Origin of the sequence: Myxococcus dinghuensis, from assembly GCF_024198235.1 — a bacterium.
Lineage (GTDB): Bacteria > Myxococcota > Myxococcia > Myxococcales > Myxococcaceae > Myxococcus > Myxococcus dinghuensis.
In genome coordinates this window covers 221,191-242,493 of record NZ_JAKCFB010000010.1, presented here as the reverse complement: position 1 = coordinate 242,493, position 21,303 = coordinate 221,191, and the positions used below count along the sequence as shown (strand labels likewise).

Genomic DNA, 21,303 nt, shown 5'->3' with positions numbered 1-21,303 from the left:
TACCGGTCTATCCACGGCCGGTAGGGGCATTCCTGCGCTGCGGGAGGCTACAGCTCCGCGGCGCTGGAGGTGTTCTGAGGCTCGCGCAGCGTGCGGAGGATGAAGTCCGCCGCGTTGTTGCCCGAGTCGTGCCCGTTGCCGCGCGCCGCATCCACCCCGCCCTGCATGGTGGCGGCGGTGGAGGAGGCGTTCGCCTTGCGCTCGAAGGAGCCCGCGGCGGCGGCCATGGGGGAGATGGGGGTGCCCTCGGCGTCGTCACCCGTGCCATAGCCCACCTGGTCCACGACGCTCGGGTCGCCCGGATCCGTGCCCATCTCCGGAGACCCGATGCGCAGGTTGCCGCCGCCCGTCGCGGAGGCGGACATCGCGAACGCCGTGGTGGGCCACCGGGTGTCCGGCGCGGTGCCGGAGTAGACGGTGCTCGCCACCAGGTAGAAGCCGCGGGGCGCGATGGTGGCGCCCGCGGGCAGCGAGAACGAGCGGTACGCCGTACCCGTCGCGCTCTTGTACTGCAGCTTCCAGCCGGACAGGTCCACCGCGCTCGAGGTCGGGTTGAAGAGTTCCACGAACTCGTCGTCGGCGCTGCCCGAGCCCTGGGGCGCGAACTCGCTGATGACGATGTGGCTGGCGCCCGTCGGGGCATCCACGCGCAGCTTCGCCACCACCGACTTGCCGTTCAGCGTGGCGACCAGCTCGCCCTCGCCGCTCACGTTGGCCGCGGTGAAGGTGAACTTGACCGTCAGCGCGTCGGCGGCCACCACCACCTGCGAGGCCACCGCGCCCAGGGAGGCGGGCTGCACGGCCAACTGCACCGTCGTGTCCGTCGCCGGGGGCACGTCCATCGTCAGCGTGAAGCTGTGCGTGCCGCCGCCCCGCACCACCGCCTGCTCCGGCGACAGCATGGCGAGCGACGTCGGAGCGTCCACCGCCAGCACGTTCACCGTCGCGTTGAGGCTGGTGCCTCCGAGGGTGGCCGTCAGCAGGGCCTTGCCCACGCCCGGATCCCGCGCCTGGTCCGCGCTCAGGATGACCGAGGCGGCCTGCTCGCCCGCGGGGATGACGACCTGGCCCCCCGGCACGGAGACCGCCGACGTGGACGACGACACCGTCACCACCGTGTCCTGGGGCGCGGGGCCGCTGAGCACCACCGTGAGGCGCTCCGGGAACGTCGGGCCGGTGAAGCCCGACCGCACGTAGAGGCCCGTGGGACCCAGCGACGCGAGCGTCACCTCGCCCTGTCCGGCCTTCACGAAGTCACCCGCGGAGCGGGGCTCGATCTTCGAGTGGTCGTTGCGCAGCTCCAGCACGCCGGTGATGGACACGAACCGGTCCCCCACCGCGGGCAGCGCGAAGGTGGTCAGGTAGTCGTTGATGCGCAGCACGCCGTTGACCTCGAACTCGCCGGTGGGCGCGGAGTCGCCGCCACCCGGCGGAGGCGCGATGTTCGTCACCTGCACCTGCGTGACGCGCACCAGCACGCCCTCCAGCGCCGTGGCGCGGCTGCCGCCCGTCGCAATCTCGGCCGGCACCACCACCTGCGGCGGCGGCACGGTGCTGCCCTGGCTGGCCACCGCGACCGTGGGGTTGGAGAGCTGGATCTGCCCGAAGTAGCTGGCCACCGTCGCGGTGACGTTGACCCGAGTGCCCGGCACCACGTCGCTCGCGGGCGCCGTGCGCGTGAAGACGAAGAGACCCGAGTAGTCGGCGCCGTGGTAGCCCTGATCCAACGGGTTCACCTGGACGAAGAAGCCGGTGGGTCCCACGCCCGTCACGGTGACGTTGTTGAGGGTGACGTTCATGCCCACCCACGCCGAGCCACCGTTCGGCGTCGGCTGCTTCACGTCGTAGATGGACAGCGGGCACGGCTCGTCGCCCGTATTGGGGGCCGGGCACAGGTCGCACGCATCACCGCGACCGTCGCCGTCCGAGTCCGCCTGATCCGGGTTCGGCACGGAGGGGCAGTTGTCCACCGGGTTGATCACGCCGTCACCATCCACGTCGTTGGGCGTGGGGCGCGAGCACTGCGTGGAGTTGGCGAGCAGCGGGCACACGTCGCAGGCATCACCAACGCCGTCGCCGTCCGAGTCGAGCTGCTGCCCCTGGTCGACCGGGCGCACAGGGTTGAAGACCGACGGGCAGTTGTCCACGGAATCCGGGACGCCATCGCCGTCCACGTCCAGCCCCGTCAGGTCGCCGGTGTAGACCGTCGAACCGGAGACGGAGGCCGGGAAGCGCGAGTCGGTGGACGTGCGCTTGGGCAGACACACCGGCTCGTCCGACGGCGTGCCGCACGCGAACAGGGGGTAGGCGCTGCTGTTGTTCCCGCGCAGCGTGGCCAGGTTCTCGCCGATCTCGGACTGGAGGCAGACCGTGCGCTGCTCGCCACAGACGTCGAGCGTGTCGCAGCCCGTCGTGTTCAGCGCGGAGACGAGCGCCGACTCACCGTACAGCGCCTTGCCGCCACGCATGGTGAGCACCACGTCCGCGGGCTGCGCGGTGATGACCGCGCGGTGAGGCGAGGCCAGCGGGCCGGAGAAGCGGAAGATGGCCACGTCCGCCACCTTCCCCTTCACCAGCGCGCCCACCCGCGTCGCCTGGAACGCCAGCGCCGCGTTGGACGTCACCATCGCCCACATCTCTTCGTCGCTCAGCGCGTTGTTGAAATAGAACGCGTCCAGGTCATCCGCGCACTTGAGCTCGCGCAGGATGTTCATGGAGCCGGAGCGCAGCCAGTCGGTGCCCAGCGTCACGTTGACGCCCATGGACTTGTAGAGCGGGACGGAGGCCGTGTCGCCGTACAGCGCGACGTTGGAGCGCGGCGACCAGACCAGGCTGGTGCGCTTGGTCGCCATCAGCTCGATGTCGCTGGCGCGCAGGCCGATGCCGTGGATGATCGAGGTGCGCGAGCTCAGGATGTCCTGCCCCCCAGACTGCTGGCCGGACAGGCACAGGAACTCGTTGCGCGCGGAGGCCTCGATGCCCTCGGCGATGTGCGGTAGGTAGGCGGACGCCGCGGGGATGGCGGACGGCGTGTCGATGTTGGCGTAGCCACAGCCCGTCGCCAACTCGCGCCCGTTGCTGTCGTCGAGCGGGAACGTCTCGTAGTTCGCGCCCGCGCCCGCGCCCAGGCCCTCCTGGTTGCTGCCGCTGGTGGACGTGTTCGGCGCGTCCAGGTTGCGCAGCAGGCCCTTCGCGCCGCCGGAGCCGGCGACGGACGTGGTGCCCGCGATGAGCTGGCGCAGCTCGCCCCAGCGGATGGACTCCGTGCTCGAGTTGCCCGTGGCGCTGATCAGCGTGTGGCCGTTGTTGCCCCGGCGCCAGTCGTGGCGGTGCTCGTAGCGCTCGGCCGCCGTCGACGCGCTCGCCACGTACGGGGCCTGCTGGAAGGTGATGTGGTCGTGCGAGTTGATGAGGCCCGGAGAGACGACGGCCTGCGGGCAGGTGACCTGCGTCGCCGCCGCGGCGCCCGCCGCCTGCGAGCAATCGCAACTGACGCACTGGATGACACCCGTGTCATCCACCAGCATCTGGCCACCGCGGTAGACCTTGTCCGGCGCCAGGATGACGCCCGTGAACAGGCGCGCGGCGCTGCCGGACGTCACCGTGCACGTACCCGTCGGAGGAGGCGGCAGGTTCGCCGCGGGGCACGTCACGATGGGGCCTTCGGAGCCCGCGTCAGGCGTCGTACCGGAGTCCGGAGAACCGGAGTCGGGGGCCCCCGGCCCCGCATCGGGCTGCTCGGAGCCACCATCCGTCACCGTGCCGGAGTCCGGCTGCGTGCCACCGTCCGTCACCGTGCCGGAGTCGGGCTGCTCGGAGCCGCCATCCGTCACCGTGCCGGAGTCCGGCTGGGTGCCGCCGTCCGTGACCGTCCCGGAGTCGGGCTGGGTGCCGCCATCCGTCACCGTGCCGGAGTCCGGCTGCGTGCCGCCGTCCGTCACCGTGCCGGAGTCAGGCTCCGTCGTGCCGCCGTCCGTCACCGTGCCGGAGTCAGGCTCCGTCGTGCCGCCGTCCGTCACCGTGCCGGAGTCAGGCTCCGTCGTGCCGCCGTCGGTCTCGACCTGGCCACCGTCGGGCTCCGTGGTGCCGCCGTCGTTGCCCGTACCACCGTCGTTGCCCGTACCACCGTCGTTGCCCGTACCACCGTCGTTGCCCGGGCCACCGTCCGGCTCCGAGGGACCCCCGTCACCCGGGCCACCGTCGGGACGGCCCGCATCGGGCTTGGGAGTCGTCTGGCAGGTGCTGCTACAGCCATCACCGTCGGTGGTGTTGCCGTCGTCACAGCTCTCGCCGCGCTCGACGACACCATTGCCACAGACCGCGGAGGCAGGAGGATCGTCATCGCCGCAGGCGGTGACGACCAGGAGAAGGGCCGCGAGCGGCGCCAACAATTGGCGGAAGGACCAGGACATGCTTGGGAAACTCCGGGGGGACGTACGCCCCCTTGGCATCCCACAGGTCTCGTCCCTCTCGCAATCCGCAATATTTCAACAGGAGCGTAGCAAAACGCCATCCACCGGGTAGTTTTCGCCCCATGTGGAATCCCGCGACCCCAGACTTCCCCCGGACGCCTCGACACACGTGCCTGACATGATTCTTTGAAACCTCTCAGACAACCCCTCACTTCGGACCGGGAGCACCCAGACTCCGGGCGTTTACGCGGAGTGTTTACTTTCAGCGAATCGCGCCGATAGTGAGACACATGAGACACGGAAAGCATGTCTGTGTTTCATGAGAGGTTTCTTAGAAACACCCATCGCGACAGCCTCAGATTAATCATGTTTTCACCCGATCTCCGGGTGACGCAGGGGGACGTGTGTCTTCAACCGAGAATCGACATCCCGGGGACGGCCCATGGCCGGTCGCCACGGGCCGCCCCATCCCCAGGTGGGGTCGGGCCCTGGCCACGGTGGCGCTGGCCTCGCAGCTCGCCTGTCAGTCGGAAGGCGCGGGAGGAGCGGACGCCATCTCCGCGGACCGACAGCCCATGGCCGCCGCGCAGGACAAGGTGGTCACCGCCGAGCCCCAGCCGCGCACGGCGGCCGCGTGTACCCGGACGGTCTTCGCGGAGGTGGTCGCGCTGGACCAGGTCTACACCTACAACCGCCTGGGCTCGTTCAACCCGTCCGGGATGGTCTATGCGCTGATGGACGACGTGGAGGCCATCAGCCCCTCCAAGGGCATGGGCCCGGGCAACGTGCGCCTGAAGCCGACCAAGCGCCCTCGCCCGCTCACGCTGCGCGCCAACGTGGGGGACTGCCTCAGCGTCAAGTTCCACAACTGGCTCGCCCCCACCCGCTCGGCCATCCCCAGCGCGGAGCAGTCCCAGCCCGGTGTCAGCAAGGCGGGCGGCTCCACCACCATCTCCGTCGTGCGCAAGCTGCTCCCGCTCTGGGTGTTGACGCCGACGTATGACCGGGTGATGTCGCTCGTGAAGGGCGAGGCCGTGGGTGGCAGGTGGTTCTGGCTGGGCCAGGAGCTGGAGGTGGATGACGACCACCGCGACAACTCCCCCGCCACGCGGCACGCGTCCCTCCACGTCCAGGGCCTGCAGTACCTGCGCGACATCCTCACGGACGGCGCCAACGTCGGCCTGAACCCCAGCAGCCTCGTCCCGTCCGGCGGCTCCACGGACTACCTGTGGTACGCGGACCACGAGGGCGTCTTCTTCTTCTACAGCATGGGCGCCTCGTTCGGCGGCGAGGGCGACGGCGGCTCCACCGCGCAGGGCCTGTTCGGCGCGGTGAACGTGGAGCCCGCGGGCAGCACCTGGTACCGCTCCAAGGTGAGCGAGACGGTGCTGAAGACCGTCACCACCAGCAACAACCCGGACGGCACGCCCGTCATCGACTACGCGAAGAAGGACCCCTCCGGCCGGCCCTATCTCGCCATCCTCGACGGGAACAACCAGATCCGTCACGGCGATCTGGAGGCCATCGTCACCGGCTACAAGAACACGGTGGTGGGCACGAGCACGTCCATCGACCAGGGGCACTTCCGCGAGCTGACCGCCATCTACCACGACGAGGTCAAGGCGGTTCAGGCCTTCGACGAGCTGGAGTGGAACCCCACCCTGCACAGCGTGCGTGACGGCTTCGGCGTCAACTACGGCGTGGCGGGCCTGGGCGCGGAGCTGCTCGCCAACCGCTCGAAGATCGGCCCTACCAAGAACTGCGTCACCTGCGAATACGAGGAGTTCTTCCTCGAGTCGTGGGCCAACGGCGACCCGGCGATGAACGTGGAGAAGGACGCCAGCGGCAAGGCCGTGGGCGCGCTCTACCCGGACGACCCGACCAACGTCCACCACAGCTACCTGGGCGACCCGGTGCGCATCCGCAACATCCATGCGGGCCCCGCGGAGACCCACGTCTTCCACCTCCACGCGCACCAGTGGAAGTACTCGCCGAGCGTGGAGAACTCCAACTACCTCGACTCGCAGACGGTCAGCCCCGGCTCCGCCTTCACCTACGACATCAACTACGGCGGCTCCGGCAACCGCAACTTCACCGCGGGCGACTCCATCCACCACTGCCACCTGTACCCGCACTTCGCGCAGGGCATGTGGGCGCTGTGGCGCGTGCACGACGTGTTCGAGGCCGGCACCAAGGACCGCCGCCTCCCGGACGCGGAGATCTCCGGCGGCACGCCCAACCCCGCCGTCATCCCCATCCCCAACCGGGCCATGCCGCCCATGCCCACGTACGCCGCGACCACGGTGAGCACGCCCTCCGGCCTCATGACGCGGCCCGCGTTCCCCGGCTTCCCCTTCTACATCCCGGGCATGCCCGGCCGCCGCACGCCGCAGCCGCCGCTGGACCTGGAGTACGACGGCGGCCTGCCGCGCCACATCGTGACCAACGCGGTGGGCCCCGTGGTCTACGGCAACTCCGGGCGCTTCGACGTGGACCCCACAGCGCTCAACATCAAGCTGCTGCCGCACGACGGCACGCCCATGGAGAAGGCCGCCATGTCCTTCCACGCGGGCGAGTTCCCCAGCTCCGCCGGCGCCACCGCCCCCGCCACCCTGGCGCTCCACAACGACCCGACCTACGGCGAGACGGCGAAGTACTACCCGGCCTACACCGCCCTGGGCGGCACGGGGAAGTTCCTGGTCAACGGCCGCAAGCCGGTGGCCGGCGCCCCCTTCGCGGACCCGTGTCCGGAGAGCACGGTGAAGCGCAACTACCGCGCGACCTACGTGCAGGTCGCCATGCAGCGCGTGAACCGCGCCGGCTGGCATGATCCGCAGGCGCGACTGATGGTGCTCAACGAGGACCTGGCCAACACGCAGGACGGCAAGCGTCCGCCGGAGCCCTTCTTCTTCCGCGCCGAGTCGGGCGAGTGCATCAACTTCTACGCCACCAACATCATCCCCGCGCACCTGGAGCCGGACGACTTCCAGATCTACACGCCCACGGACGTCATCGGGCAGCACATCCACCTGGTGAAGTTCGACGTGACGGCGTCCGACGGCGCCGGCAACGGCTGGAACTACGAGGACGGCACGCTGTCCTCCGACACGGTGGCCCACCGCATCCACCTGGCCAACGCGGCGGGCGGCGCCTTCGCCGCCGACGGCAACGTGGGCGAGACGGGGCCGCGCGTGTACCTCACCACGCCCGCCACCCACCCGCGCATCCCCCGCGCGCCCGGCACGGCGCAGACGACCGTGCAGCGCTGGTGGGCGGATCCGCTGCTGCCCAGCGGCAACCCGCACGCGCTGGAGACGGTGTTCACGCACGACCACTTCGGCCCGTCGTCGCACCAGCAGCACGGCTTCTACGGCGCGCTCATCGTGGAGCCCAAGGGCTCCAAGTGGCGGGACATGGGCAGCGGCATCTACTTCGGCTCGCGCGCGGCGGACGGCGGTCCCACGAGCTGGAAGGCCGACGTCATCACCGCGAACCCGGCCAACAGCTTCCGCGAGTTCGCGCTCGCGTTCGCCGACTACGTGCCGCTCTACGACGAGTGTGGCCGGGCGGTGAATCCCCCCAACTACAAGGAGGTGAAGCTGCCGCAGGCCATCGGCTTCGAGAACGAGCCCATGCCGGAGGCCATCAGCGCCGCGGACCCGGGCGGGATGACCATCAACTACCACAACGAGCCCATCCCCCACCGCATCTCCAGCCGCATGCGCTGCGGGGACCGCTACCAGCGCGTGGGCGCGCGCGGAGACATGGCCAACGTCTTCCGCTCGGACATCCACGGCGACCCCTACACGCCGCTGCTCTACGGCTACCAGGGCGACAACATCCGCATCCGCCTGGTCCAGGGCGCGCAGGAGGAGCAGCACTCGTTCACCCTGCACGGCAACAAGTGGCTCAAGGAGATGTACGACGCGGACAGCGGCTTCTACAACGCGCAGGCCATCGGCATCTCCGAGCACTTCGAGTTCAACCTGACCAGCGGCCTGCCGCAGATCATCGGGCCGTACGAGACGGCGGACTACATGTACATGAGCGCGTCCACGGGCGACCTGTGGAACGGCATGTGGGGCATCCTCCGCACGTACAAGAACCGGCAGCGCGGCATCCGCACCCTGTCGGACGTGGCGCTGCTGGCCGCGGACGAGAACCCCAAGCTCCAGGTCGTCACCCGCAAGGGCGCCGCGGAGCCGGGCGAGGTGCAGGCCTACCCGCCGCTCGAGCTGTTCGACCTGCCGGACGAGGCGGGCCTCGAGGTGATGGACCTCGCCAAGGAGGCGGAGTCCGTCGAGGACTCGTACGAGGTGGACGAGGCCGGCCAGAAGGTGAAGGTGCGCACCGTCGAGCACCTGATGGCGGACCGCGAGGCGATGGTGAAGATCGACAAGGACCTGGTGCTCCGCTACGAGGCCCTCGACTGGTTCGGCATCAAGCCCATCAAGTCGGACTCGTGCCCCAGGGGCTCGCCGGTGCGGCTGTACCGGGTCTCCGCCATCGACGCGAAGAACTGGCTGCCGAACCAGCGGCTCGTCTACAACGACGTCCAGGAGATCTACGACCCGGACGCGATCATCTTCGCGCAGGACGCGCACCTGTCGGCGCTGAAGGCCGGCAAGCGCATGCCGGAGCCGCTCATCCTCCGGGCCCGCGCGGGCGAGTGCGTCCAGGTCACCCTGACCAACCGCCTGCCCTCCACGACGCTGCCGAAGACGCCCATCTGGGCGCACCACGCGGCCATCACCCCGGGCTTCAACGTCAATCAGGTGCAGATGTCGAACCACGTGTCGCTGCATCCGCAGCTCGTCTCCTACGACGTGAACTCGGATGACGGCGCCAACGTGGGCCTCAACGCGGTGCAGACGGTGGCCCCGGGCTCCTCCCGCACGTACCGGTGGTTCGCCGGCGAGTTCAAGAGCTCGCCCTTCGGCACGTCGTTCCCCCTGGCCCGCAGGACGGCCATGGAGTTCGGCATCGTCAACCTGCGCAACATGGCGGACGTGGTGAACCACGGCATGCACGGCGCCATCGGCGCGCTCGTCATCGAGCCCGCGGACGCGTTCTGGACGACGGACACCGGCACGGAGGCCCAGGCCTACATCAAGTACACGCGGCCGGACGGCAAGCCGGAGACGTTCCGCGAGTTCGTGGCCCTGTTCCAGGACGACCTGGGCCTGCTCAGCGACCGCTCCGAGTACTGGGACACCGACGGCCTGGACAGCGGCCGGGCGCTGCGCAACACGGCGGGCATCGACGACTCGCAGGACACCGGCCAGAAGGGCATCAACTACCGGACCGAGCCGCTGTGGGCCCGGCTCGGCCAGCGGCCCCAGACGTCACCCGAGGACATGAACGACCTGCCGATGGAGAACGTGCTCAGCTCGTACGCGCACGGCGACCCGGCCACGCCGCTGTTCCGGGCGAAGGCCAACGACAAGGTCCGCTGGCGGTTCGGACATCCCTCCGGGCACTCGCGTCAGCACGCCATCTCCGTCCACGGCGCGGAGTGGCACCGCAACCCGTGGATGGAGGGCGGCCTGTCCCGCGTGATGGGCCCCAACACGAAGTCGCCCGTCATCTCCACGCAGGGCGGCGCCTCGGTGATGCAGTCGTACACGATGATTCCGGAGTACGGCGCCGGAGGCATCGACGGCATCCCGGGTGACTACCTCTACCGCGACCAGGCCAGCTTCCTGTGGAGCGGCGGCGGTCTGTGGGGCGTGTTCCGCGTCGAGTAGCACACGTCCGGAGCACCTCGAGCAGTCCCGGGGCGACGCGGTGGAATGCCGCGTCGCCCCGTTCCTCCTTCTCCTTCTCCTGGAAGCACCATGCGCCAGCGCCTCCTGCTCGCCACCCTCGCACTCGCATCCCTGGGCGTCCTCGCCGCCGTCGGTTCGCGCTGGCTCCCCGGAGAGGCCCCCGAAGCGCCCGCGGAGCCCCCACCCGCGCCCATCGTCGCGAAGCCCGTCACCGTCGAGCGCGAGGGAGTGTCCGTGGCCTTCGACCTGACGCTGAACCCGCGTCAACGCGAGGCCACGCGGGGCGCGCCGCTCCAGGGCACCGCGCGCTTCGCGCTCACGGACGCGAAGACGGGCGCGCCGCTGCAGGGCCGCCGCACGCTGGGGTGGATGTCCCTGCGCGGGCCGGGCGATGGCCCCATGGACGACGCGGCCTGCAAGGCGCGCGTGAAGACCTACCTGGGCGGCCTGCTGTCCGCCCGGGCGGAGGTGGACCTCAACAGCTACTGGTTCCTCACGCTCAACCACGACCAGTCCATCTCCGTCATCAACCCGCAGATCGCCTTCGACCGCACGAAGCTGCACAGCCTGGTCTCCGTGGGTGGGTCGGCGGAGGACTGGGTGCTCACGAAGGACCGCACGTCGCTCTACGTCACCGTGTCCTCCGGCAACTCCGTGTCCGTGGTGGACCTGGAGCGCTTCCTCGCCACCCGGACGATTCCCGTGGGCAAGCAGCCGGGCCGCATCGCCCTCGCGCCGGACGGGCGCACCGCGTGGGTGAGCAACGACGCGGATGGCACCGTCAGCGTCCTCGACACCACCAGCCACTCCGAGCTGGAGGCCCTGGAGGTGGGCGCGGGCCGTCACGAGGTGGCCTTCGCCGACGAGGGCCGCACCGCCTGGCTCACCAGCACGGAAGCGGACGTGCTCACCGCGGTGGACGTCACCTCGCGCGACGTGCTCGGGACGGTGAAGGTGGGCGCGGGCGCGGGCGACATCGCGTGGAGCGCCGTGGCCCGCGCCGTCTTCCTCGCGCAGCCCAAGACGAACGAGGTGCTGGTGGTGGACCCGCAGCGCCGCGAGGTCACCCAGCGCATCTCCGTGAAGGACGGGCTGGGCGCGCTGCGCTTCGACCGCACGGGGCGCTGGGCCTTCCTGCTCCACCCGAAGTCCGGCACCGTGGACATCCTGGACGCCGCGCGCGGACAGGTGGCCCACACGCTCACCGGCTTCTCCGAGCCGGACACCGTCGTCTTCACCGACGCCTTCGCCTACGTGCGCAACACCACCAGCGGGCGTGTCTCGCTGGTGGAGCTGCGGACGCTGGAGGGAGCCGGGACGCCCTCCGTGGTGCAGGTCACCATGGGCCAGCGGCCCCCGGCCGAGGGCCGCATCCCCGGCCGCTCCGACCCCATCGCCGCGCTGCCGGAGGGCAACGGCGTCATCGTCGCGGGCGCCGCGGACCGCGCGCTCTACCTCTACCAGGAGGGCATGATGGCGCCCCGTGGGACGCACCTGAACTACGGCCGCGAGCCGCGCGCCGTGCTGGTGCTGGACCGCTCGCTGCGCGAGGTGGAGCCGGGCGTGTACACCGCGGGCACCACGGTGCGGGAGAACGGCGTCTACGACGTCCAGTTCCTGCTCGACAACCCGCGCGCCATCATCTGCGCGGAGTGGAAGGTGGGCGGCGTTCCGGAGGACGCGTCGCTCAGCAAGAAGCGTCCGCTGACGCTGACGCCGGAGTTCGACCCCAAGGTCATCCTCACCGCGGGCGTGTCCACGCCGCTGCGCTTCAAGCTCGAGGTCACCCCGGGCTTCGACGCCCCTCCCGTCCAGCCGGAGGAGGTGCGGGTCCTCCTGTTCAAGACGCCCGGCACCTGGCAGTCGCGCACCGAGCCTCGCGCGCTGGGCCAGGGCCTGTTCGAGGTGGACTTCACGCCGCCCTCGCCCGGCCAGTACAAGTTCGTGCTGGGCGTGGAGAGCCGCAACATCGACCTGGGCCGCCTGCCCCACTTCACCCTGGGCGTGGCGGAGGCCGCCACCCCGACCGCCATCTCCGCTCCCGAGGTCCGCCGATGAACGCCCTCCGCGCGCAAGCGCTGCGTCCCCTCCTGTGCTCCCTGGTCGTCGCCCTCGCGTCGGCCTCGTCCGCCCAGGAGGCGGTCGTCCCGCCCCCCGCGCCCCGCGGCGCGCCCGCGCCCTCGCTGGACGTGGAGGTCCCGGACGTGGAGCTGGTGGACCAGACGGGCCGCAAGGTGAAGCTGTGGACGGACCTCGTCCGCGGCCACACGGTGGCCATCAACTTCATCTTCACCCGCTGCAAGACCATCTGCTCGCCGATGACGGCGACGATGGCGCGCGTACAGAAGGACCTGGGCGCGAAGAGCGGCGTGCGCTTCATCTCCATCACCCTGGACGTGGCCAACGACACCCCCGACCGCATGGCGAAGTTCGCGGAGCCCTTCAAGCCCGGACCGGACTGGTCCTTCCTCACGGGCGAGCCCGCCCGGGTGAAGGAGGCGCTGGTGGCGCTCGGCGGCTACGTGCCCGACAAGGAGGCCCATCGCCCCACCGTGCTGGTGGGCAACGCCGTGGCGAACCACTGGCAGCGCGTGGACGGGCTCGGCAGCCCCTCCACCATCCTCACCGCCATCCGCGAGGCGCAGGCCGCCTCGAAGGCCCCTTCCGAACTGGGGAGCCTGGAGGGTGACGTGGCGACCCAGGACGCCGCCGCGGCCAAATACTTCACCAACACGGAGCTGGTGGATCAGCACGGCAAGACGCACCGCTTCTACGAGGACCTGGTGCGGGGACGCAAGGTGCTCATCAACTTCGCCTTCACCTCCTGCAAGGGCGCCTGCTCGCCCATCACCAAGCACCTCGCGGAGGTGCAGGCGCAGCTCGGAGAGCGCGTGGGCAAGGACATCACCATGATCACCCTCTCCGTGGACCCCGCCAACGACACGCCCAAGAGCCTGGGCACCTTCACGAAGAAGATGGGCGTCAGGTCCGGCTGGTTCTTCCTCACGGGGGCACGCGAGAACATCACCCTCGTGCTGAAGAAGCTCGGCGGCTACGTGGACGACCCCAACGCCCACAACACCACGCTCCTCATCGGTGACGCGACGACGGGCATGTGGGTGAAGTCTCCGGCGATGGCCCGCGTGGAGAACATCGTCTACGCCGTCGAGCACCTGAATGACCCCAGGTAGCACCGTGCGCACCGCGACGCCGAAGCGAGAGACGGCCGCTCCGGGTCTCCTGCCCCGGTGGGCCTGGAGCGTGCTGTTCGCGATGGTGCTGGGACTCTCCGCCTGCAAGCGGACCGAAGCACCACCCGTGCCGTCCGACCCGGCGGCGGCGCGGCGCGGTCGGAGCCTCTTCCAACGGGGCCTGAGCGTCCGCGACACCCCGCTCCTGGGCTACCTCGCGCCGGAGCGCGTGGAGATGAGCGGCGCGGTGGCGGCGTGCTCCCGTTGCCACGGGCCTTCCGGACGCGGGAGCCGGGAAGGAGGCGTGGAGGTCCCCGACATCACCCCGGGGGCGCTCGGCCACTCGCGGACCCGCGCGGTGGGGGAGCTGGAGGACCGCTCCCGCCCCGCGTACACCCGCGCCACCCTGGTGCGCGCGGTGACGGAAGGCGTGTCCTCCAGCGGCCGCGCGCTGGGCGTCACCATGCCCCGCTACACGCTCACCCCCGTCGAACAGGAGGAGCTGTTCGCGTACCTGGACCAGTTGGGAGAGCACCCCGACCCTGGCGTCTCCTCCACCACGCTCACCGTCGGCGCGGCGTTGCCGCTCACCGGCCGGCTGGGCCCCCTGGGCAAGGACGTCGCCGCCGTCGTGCGCGCGGTGTTCGAGGACGTGAACGCCAGCGGCGGCGTCTTCCGGCGCAAGCTGGCGCTGGTGGTCGAGGACGACGCGGAGCTGCTCGCGCACCCATCCCAGCCGGAGGCCGGACGGACGGACGCCACGGCGCGACTGCTGGACCGAGGCGTGCTCGCGCTCGCCGCCAGCGTCCGTCAGGGCCCCCTCCCCTCCGACGCCTTGCTGAGCCGCGAGGGCGCGCCCCTGGTGCTCCCGCTCGCGCTGCGTGGCGGAACCAGCGCGGAGGACAGCCCCGTGTTCTTCCTCTATCCGGACGAGCCCGCCCTGGCACGGCTCGCCGTGCAGTGGCTGGCCCGTACGCGGGAGACCGAGCTGCGGCGCAACCCGCTGGTGGTCGCGCACGTGGGCCACGACGCCGCGGGCGCGTGGGTGGACGCGGTGCGCGACGAGACCGGGAGGCGGGAGCTCGCCGTGCCCCGCGAGCTGCGCCTCACCGTCGAGGACGCGGCGCCACGGGCGGGGGACACCCGGCCCCCCTCGACGCACCCGGCGCCGGCTCCGCCCCAGCCCGGTGAAGCGCATGCGGCACGAGCCGCATGGGACCTGGAGACCTTCCTCCACCACGCGGCCACGACGGCGCCCCCGGCGGTGTTGTACGCGGGCTCCCCGGAGGGACTGGCCATGCTGCTCCGCGCCCTGGAGGCGAAGGGCCTCGCGGTGCCGGTGCTCGCGCCCGCGAGCCTCGCCATCCCGGAGGTCGTGGGCGCGTCCGCGCACCGCGTCCGGTTCCTCTATCCCGCGGGGTTGGGGCCCCACGCGCCCGACCTGAAGGCGTTCGCGGACTTCATGGAGAAGCATCGGCTGCAGCCGAGCCACATGGGGTTCCAGTTGGGGGCCTATGCCGCGGCGCGCGTGCTCGTCGAAGCGCTCACCCGGACCGGCGCCGAGGTCACCCGCGCGGGGCTCGTCCAGCAGCTCGAGGCCCTGCGGGACTTCGACACCGGCGTCTCCCCTCCCGTCACCTTCGGCGTCAACCGCCGCGTGGGTGTCCAGGGAGGCCAGTTGGCCGCGCTCGACGCCACCACCGGACAGCTCACCGCCGCGTCCGACTGGATTCCACTCTCACCCTGAGCGCTCCGCCGGCTCGGAGGCGGGCACCTCGAGGACGACCTCCGTGCCGGTGCCCTCCGGGCCCGGCGCCACATAGGCCCGACCGCCATGCTGCTCCGCCACCTCGCGGACGATGGCGAGCCCCAGCCCCGTCCCCGGCGTGTGCAGCGTCCCGAGCACCCGGTGGAAGGGCTCGAACACGGCCTCGCGCTCGGGGATGGGGATGCCGGGCCCCGTGTCGGCCACGCGCACCTGATGGCGGCCGCCCTCGCGGGACACGCGCACGACGACCTCGCTGCCCGCGGGCGAGAACTTGAGGGCGTTGGACAGCAGGTTGTCCATGGCCTGCCGGAGGGCGCCCGCGTCGAAGTGCGCCTCCGCGGCCCCGGTCGACTCCAGGCGGATGAGCAGCCCCCGTCGCTCGGCCTCCGCGCGAGCCCCCTCCACCGACTGGGTGACCAGCACCGTGAGGTCGCCCTTCTTCCGGTCCCACGCGCCCCGCCCCGCCACGGCCAGGTCCAGCATGTTGCCCGCGAGCACGGCGAGCCGGTCCACCTCGCCACGCGCCTCCAGCAGGCTCGCGCGCAGCTCCTCCGGGCTCCGGTCCCTCCGCAGCGCCAGGTCCATGCTGGTGCGCATCAGCGTCAACGGCGTGCGCAGCTCGTGCGCCGCGCCCGCGATGAGCCGCTCCTGCGAGGCGCGTGCGCCCCGCAGCCGCTCCGTCGCGTCCGCCAGCACCGCCCGCAACTGGCCAATCTCGTCCGCCTCCGCGTCCTCGACCGGCGCGCGAGAGAAGTCGCCCTCGCGCAGCTGGCCCAGGTGCACGGTGATGGCGCTCAACCGCTTCGCGAGCCGCCGCGCCTGCTGCGTCTGGACCACCAGCAGCGCGCCCCCCAAGAGCGCGGCCAGGGCGAAGGCCATGCGGTGATACGTCAGCACCGACGCGTCCACCTGCCCCAGCGACGCGGCGAGGCGCAGCACGTAGCGCTCCCCATGCGGCGAGCGCACGTTCACCAGCACCTCGCGCCAGCGCCCCCCGCCCGGCAGGTGGTGTGTCATCAGCACGGGCTCACCGCCCGGCTCCCCGGGGACGTGCCGCTCCACGGCCAGCGGGTCGCCCTGCGCGGGGCCGGGTGGATAGCGGACCACGAGCTCGCCGTCCGGGCCGTGCAGGTAGCCGTGCGGCGCGAAGGGCCGGACCTGCTCCACCAGCGGCGACACCGCCATGTGCAAATGGACCTTCTGCCCGGGCCCGTCGAAGAGGCTGACGCTCTCCACCGCGGCCTGCGCGAGCAGCGCGCGATCCAACGAGCGCTCCAGGTCGTAACGGAAGAGCTGCCCCGCCATGGACAGCGCCACGAACGCGGCGAGGGCGGGCACCAGCGCGCCCAGCAACCACAGCCGGCGCGCCAGCGTCACTGGGGCGCGTCCCCGCTCACCGCCAGCTTGTACCCCACGCCCCGCACGGAGCGGATGGAGACGTCCGTCACCTCCAGCCGCTCCAGCTTCGTGCGCAGGTAGCCCACGTAGACGTCCAACACGTTGCCGTTGCCGTCGAAGTCCGGCCCCCACGCCTGGGTGAGGAGGCGCGAGCGCACCTGCGCCTCACCCGGGAAGCGAGCCAGGGCGGAGAAGAGCGCGAACTCGCGCGACGTCAGCGGCTCCTCGCGTCCGCCCCGCCGCAGCACGCGGCGCCGTGGATCCAACACCAGCGCGCCCAGACGCACCGGGCCGTCCTCCGCCTCGCCACGGCGGGCCAGCGCCTCGAGCCGCGCGAGCAGCTCCTCGAAGTCGAAGGGCTTCACGAGGTAGTCGTCCGCGCCCGCCCGCAGGCCGGTGACCTTCTCCGGCGTGGTGCCCCGCGCGGTGAGCATGAGCACGGGCGTGCGGACCCCGCCGGCCCGCCAGTGCTTGAGGAGCGTGACGCCGTCCACGCCGGGCAGCGCCCAGTCGAGGACGATGACGTCATAGCCATCCTGGAGCCCCCGCTCGAGCGCCGCGCCCCCCGTGGCGCAGACGTCGACGGAGTGCCCCTCTTCCGCCAGCCCCCGCTGGAGCAGGCTCACCATCTTCTCCTCGTCCTCGACGAGCAATAGCCTCATGCGCACAGCCCCCCTGCGGGCCGAGCTTTCCATGCCCTTCGCGACCTTGTCAGTGTCAAACAGATGACAAACGCGGACTCAGGGAGGCGCCGAAGGCCGCGCGGTCCGCGCACCCTCGCCCACCCCTTCGAATCCGTGCAGCACCAAGAATGAGCGCACCGCGTCAGCGATCTCCGTGCCCGCCTCCAGCAAGCCCGCATGGCCGGCGTCATCCACCTGGAGCCACTGGGCATGTGGCAGCGCCCGGCGCATGCGCACCATCTCCCCGAGCGGGACGAGGATGTCGTCGCGCGCGGCGATGATGAGGACGGGCACGGCGATCCGGGGCAGCACGTCCCAGGCGTGTCCCTCGGCCAGGCCCCGGAGGGTGAACCAGTAGGCCTGGGGGCTCATCGTCCGCAGCGCGTACAGGAACTCGTCGATGTCGGGCCGGGGCGCGCGGGCGCGCAGGGCCCCCACCGCGCGCGCCATGGGATAGGCGAAGCGGCTGGCCATCACCGCGCGCGCCACGGGCGCGGCCACGGGCAGCGCGGGCGTGGTGAGGCGGAAGACGTTGCGCGCGGTGGACAGCAGGGCCCGGCCCGACAAGGGCGCGCCCTCGCCGGAGCCCGGGGCGCCGGGTGTCCCGGCGATGAGCGTCATCGCGGGCACCAGGTCCGGCCGGCGGCGATACAGCTCCAGCAGCACCCGCACGCCCATGGAGAAGGCGATGTGGTGCGGAGGCCTGCCGTCCCCCTGTGCCATCACCTCCTCCGTGATGCGCTCCAGGTCGTCCACGTGGACGGGGATGCCGTAATGGCCGCTCCGGGAGACCTCGCTGCCGCCGTGGCCCCGGTAGTTCCAGTGCACCACCCGGTGGTCCTGCTCGAGGCTGGCGACGATGTGGCGCCAGAAGTTCTCCGACGTGCCGATGCCGTTGCTCAGGAGCACCGTGGGCCGGGCACGCAGCGTCCCGTCCGCGGACTCCTCCCGCAGGTCTCCGGTGTGCGTATGCCAGGCCACCCGGGTTCCATCCGGGGCGACGACGAAACGCGTGGTGCGACGATAGGGCATGCGACCCTCACCATGAGGCGCACCCGCCGGACGCGCAAGGTGTGCGTTCGGACATTCGGGCCTCCGGGACGAGGTGACGGAGCGCTCCCCGTGACGTGGCGGGCGGGGTATGAGGGGCCATGCTCCGCGAGGAAGCCCGTCACATCGATGTCGCCGCGGTGCTCGCGCATTATGTCGAGCACGGCTATGCCCGCCTGGGCCGGGTCCTGGACGACGCGGGGCTGGAGGCGCTGCGCGAGCGGGCGGATGACCTCATGCTCGGCCGGGTGGTGTATCCCGGCATGTTCTTCCAGCCGGACGCCACCACGGGGCGCTACGAGGACGCGCCGCTGGGGCTCGGGTGGCAGGGGCCCTCGCTCGACTACCGCAAGCTGGAGAAGCTGGAGAAGGACCCACGCTTCCTGGCGTGGATGGAGAACCCGCTGTTCGAGCGCGTCGTGCGCGCGCGCATCCCCGGCGACATCGTGCTCTACCGCGCCATCCTCTTCCACAAGGGCCAGGCGGGAGGCAGCAACCTGCCCTGGCACCAGGACGGGGGCCGGCTGTGGGGCCTCACGCGCGAGCCGGAGCTCCAGTTGTGGACCGCGCTCGACGACGCGCCCATGGACGGCGGTTGCCTGGAGGTCGTCCCCGGCAGCCACTGGGGTGGGCTGGTGACGGAGCTGGGGGGCGTCATCCCCCCGGACGCCGTGGAGGCGGGGGACGCCGAGCGCCGCGCCCTGCCCCTCCCCGCCGTCGCGGGAGAGGTCATCCTGGTCCACAACCACCTGTGGCACCGCTCCGGACGGGGACGCCCCGGGCTGCGTCGCCGGGCCTTCTCCGCCTGCTACATGAGCGCGGACATCCACTGCGTGCGCAAGAAGAAGGCCCCGCGCGTCTTCCCCGCCCTCTTCCGGCGATAAGCCTCGCGGCCTCACCCCACCAGGGGCAGGCGCGGCGGCAACCTGTCCCGCGCGCGGTGGCCCAGCGGCAGCGACACCCGGAAGGTGCTGCCCCGGCCCGGCTCGCTCTCCACCGAAATCTCCCCGCCGAAGCCGGTGACGATGCCGTGGCAGATGGACAGGCCCAGGCCGGTGCCCTCCCCCACGGGCTTCGTGGTGAAGAACGGGTCGAAGATGCGCGCGCGCACCTCCGGCGTCATGCCCACGCCGGTGTCGTGCACCTCGACGAGGACCCGCGCTCCCTCCGGGCGCAGGACGATCCGCACCTCGTTGTGCTCCGGTCGCCCCTCCGGGATGGCGTGCGCGGCGTTGATGAGCAGGTTGAGGAACACCTGGCCGAACCGCCCCTCGCTGCCCTCCACCAGCGGCACGTCCTGGAAGTCGCGGATGATCTGCGCGCGCATCTTCAGCTCGCCGCGCGCCATCGTGATGGCGGACTCCAGCACCGCCTGGAGGTTCACCGCGGTGGCCACGTCCTCGTCGCCCCGCGAGAAGGTCCTCAGGTCCCGGACGATCTGCCGCACCCGGTGCGCGCCATCCACGGCCTCGCGCAGCACCTCCTCCATCTCGGAGATGCGCCCCATCGGCAGCTCGCGGGCCACCGCCTTCAGCTCCACCGCCAGGAAGGACAGGTTGGAGAGCACGAAGGCCAGCGGGTTGTTGATTTCATGCGCCACGCCCGCCGCGAGGGTGCCCACCGCGGCCAGCCGGTCCGACACCACGAGCTGCGCCTGCATCGCCTTGCGGTCGGTGATGTCCAGCGACACGCCACACAGGAGCCGCCGCCCCGTGCGCTCCTGCAGGATGAAGCGGTAGGTGAGCCAGTGGCGCTCCGTCCCGTCCGGCGCCGGAATCATGCCCTCGGTGGCGCTCGGCAGCCCGGTGTCGATCACCGCCTGGTCCTCCCGGCGCACGTGCGCCGCGGAGGTGGTGGGCATCAGCGCCGCGTCGTCGATCCGGGCCACGTCCGCGTCATCCGACAAGCCGAAGAACCGCCGGTAGGGCGTGTTCACCCAGACGCGTCGCCCCTGTGGATCCTTCATGTACGCCACGGCGGGACCGTGGTTCATGAAGGACGCGAACAGCTCCTGGGATTCCTGCAGGGCCGACAGCGCGGCGGTGCGCTCGGCCATCACCGCGTGGCGCGCGTCGACCTCGGCCGCGTTGCCCATGGCCGCGCCCAGCAGCCCCGCCATCAGCTCCAGCGTGCGCACGTCCCGGTCGTCGAACGCGTTGACGTGGCGCGAACCCACGTTGAGCGCCCCCACCGGGCGCGCCTCGCGCCACAGCGGCACGCACACCATGGAGCGCACGCCCACCCGCCGCGCGGCCGCCCCGTTGACGCGCACGTCGACCTCCGTGTCGTCCGTGCGCATGACCTCGCCGCGCAGCAGGCTCTCGCCGGTGAGGGTCCCCACCACGGGCAGGCGGAAGCCCCTGTGCGCGGCCAGGAAGCCCGTGGCCACGCGGTACTCGACGGAGTCGCCGCTCAGCAACGCCACCGCCGCGCCGTCCGCCCCACACAGCCGCCGCGCGCGCTCGCACACCAGGTCCATCACCACGTCCAGGTCGAAGCCCGCGAGCGCCACCTCCGACTGCACCTGGATGATGGCCGCCAGCCGCTCCAGCTCCCCGCGCGCGGTCGCCTCCGAGTGACGCAACTGCTTGCGCGCCGCGCTCCTGCGCTCCAGGAGCACGCGCCGCGCCCGCACCTCCTCCGCGTGGAACGGCGCCAGGAGGAACTCGTCCACCCCCGCCGCCAGCAACGGCGCCAGCGCCGTGTCCGTGCCCGCCTCCGCCAGCCCCAGCACCAACAGCTCCTCGGGGCGCGCGCGGCCTCGCAAGGCGTCCAGCCAGCGGGCATCCCCCCCCAGCGACGCGGCCTCCACGACGAGGACGTCCACCCGCTCGTGCGCCAGCGCCGCGTCCGCCTCCGTGACTCCCGGGACCACGAGGACCTCCTGGCCCTGTCGCCGGAGTTCCTCTGCCACGAGATGACGAAGGTCAGCGCTGAGACACAGATACTTCATCCAACCCCTTCCCACCGGGTGAAGGTCCTGGCCGTCTTCGGGATGTTACAATCTAGCATCCGCGCGGTTCCACCGCGCCG

10 protein-coding genes are annotated in these 21,303 nt (G+C 71.4%); 5 read left to right on the top strand and 5 right to left on the bottom strand.

The annotated features are described in order from the left end of the window. Positions 1-47 precede the first annotated feature (47 nt). A complete protein-coding gene (locus tag LZ198_RS16670; RefSeq protein ID WP_253972962.1) occupies positions 48-4,412 on the bottom strand; it encodes a lamin tail domain-containing protein in 4,365 nt (1,454 codons plus the stop codon). 404 nt (positions 4,413-4,816) lie between these two features. Here LZ198_RS16670 and LZ198_RS16665 point away from each other — a divergent pair, with 404 nt between their 5' ends. From LZ198_RS16665 to LZ198_RS16650, 4 genes are all read left to right on the top strand, one after another. Further along, positions 4,817-10,159 carry a multicopper oxidase domain-containing protein gene (locus tag LZ198_RS16665; protein WP_253972961.1) on the top strand — a complete coding sequence of 1,781 codons (5,343 nt, stop codon included), beginning with the start codon at positions 4,817-4,819 and terminating at the stop codon, positions 10,157-10,159. Positions 10,160-10,249: 90 nt separating this feature from the next. Continuing rightward, positions 10,250-12,238: a YncE family protein gene (locus LZ198_RS16660; protein ID WP_253972960.1), complete on the top strand. Its 1,989-nt coding sequence runs from the start codon at positions 10,250-10,252 to the stop codon at positions 12,236-12,238. After that, entirely contained in the window at positions 12,235-13,371 is a 1,137-nt protein-coding gene (locus LZ198_RS16655; RefSeq protein WP_253972959.1) for an SCO family protein, read from the top strand. The genes LZ198_RS16660 and LZ198_RS16655 overlap by 4 nt, the downstream gene beginning before the upstream one ends. Continuing rightward, entirely contained in the window at positions 13,358-15,118 is a 1,761-nt protein-coding gene (locus tag LZ198_RS16650) for an ABC transporter substrate-binding protein (protein ID WP_253972958.1), read from the top strand. The genes LZ198_RS16655 and LZ198_RS16650 overlap by 14 nt, the downstream gene beginning before the upstream one ends. Here LZ198_RS16650 and LZ198_RS16645 read toward each other — a convergent pair. The 3 genes from LZ198_RS16645 to LZ198_RS16635 all read right to left on the bottom strand — a co-directional run bounded on the left by LZ198_RS16645 (position 15,110) and on the right by LZ198_RS16635 (position 18,252). Then, on the bottom strand, positions 15,110-16,516 hold the full coding sequence (locus LZ198_RS16645) for a sensor histidine kinase (protein WP_253972957.1): 1,407 nt from the start codon (positions 16,514-16,516) through the stop codon (positions 15,110-15,112). The two genes, LZ198_RS16650 and LZ198_RS16645, sit on opposite strands and share 9 nt — an antisense overlap. After that, positions 16,513-17,199, bottom strand: a complete 687-nt coding sequence (locus LZ198_RS16640) for a response regulator transcription factor (protein ID WP_253972956.1) — start codon at positions 17,197-17,199, stop codon at positions 16,513-16,515. Before LZ198_RS16640 ends, LZ198_RS16645 begins: the two co-directional genes overlap by 4 nt. Before the next feature lie 78 nt (positions 17,200-17,277). Then, positions 17,278-18,252: an alpha/beta fold hydrolase gene (locus LZ198_RS16635; protein WP_253972955.1), complete on the bottom strand. Its 975-nt coding sequence runs from the start codon at positions 18,250-18,252 to the stop codon at positions 17,278-17,280. A 119-nt stretch (positions 18,253-18,371) separates the two neighbouring features. Between LZ198_RS16635 and LZ198_RS16630 the strand changes: the two genes are divergently transcribed. Beyond that, the gene (locus LZ198_RS16630) at positions 18,372-19,154 is read left to right on the top strand and encodes a phytanoyl-CoA dioxygenase family protein (protein WP_253972954.1); all 783 of its coding nucleotides are present in this window, start codon (positions 18,372-18,374) and stop codon (positions 19,152-19,154) included. Between the two features lie 11 nt (positions 19,155-19,165). Here the strand turns inward: LZ198_RS16630 and LZ198_RS16625 are convergent, their stop codons facing one another. Next, positions 19,166-21,145 carry an ATP-binding protein gene (locus tag LZ198_RS16625; RefSeq protein WP_407667435.1) on the bottom strand — a complete coding sequence of 660 codons (1,980 nt, stop codon included), beginning with the start codon at positions 21,143-21,145 and terminating at the stop codon, positions 19,166-19,168. Positions 21,146-21,303: the final 158 nt, after the last annotated feature.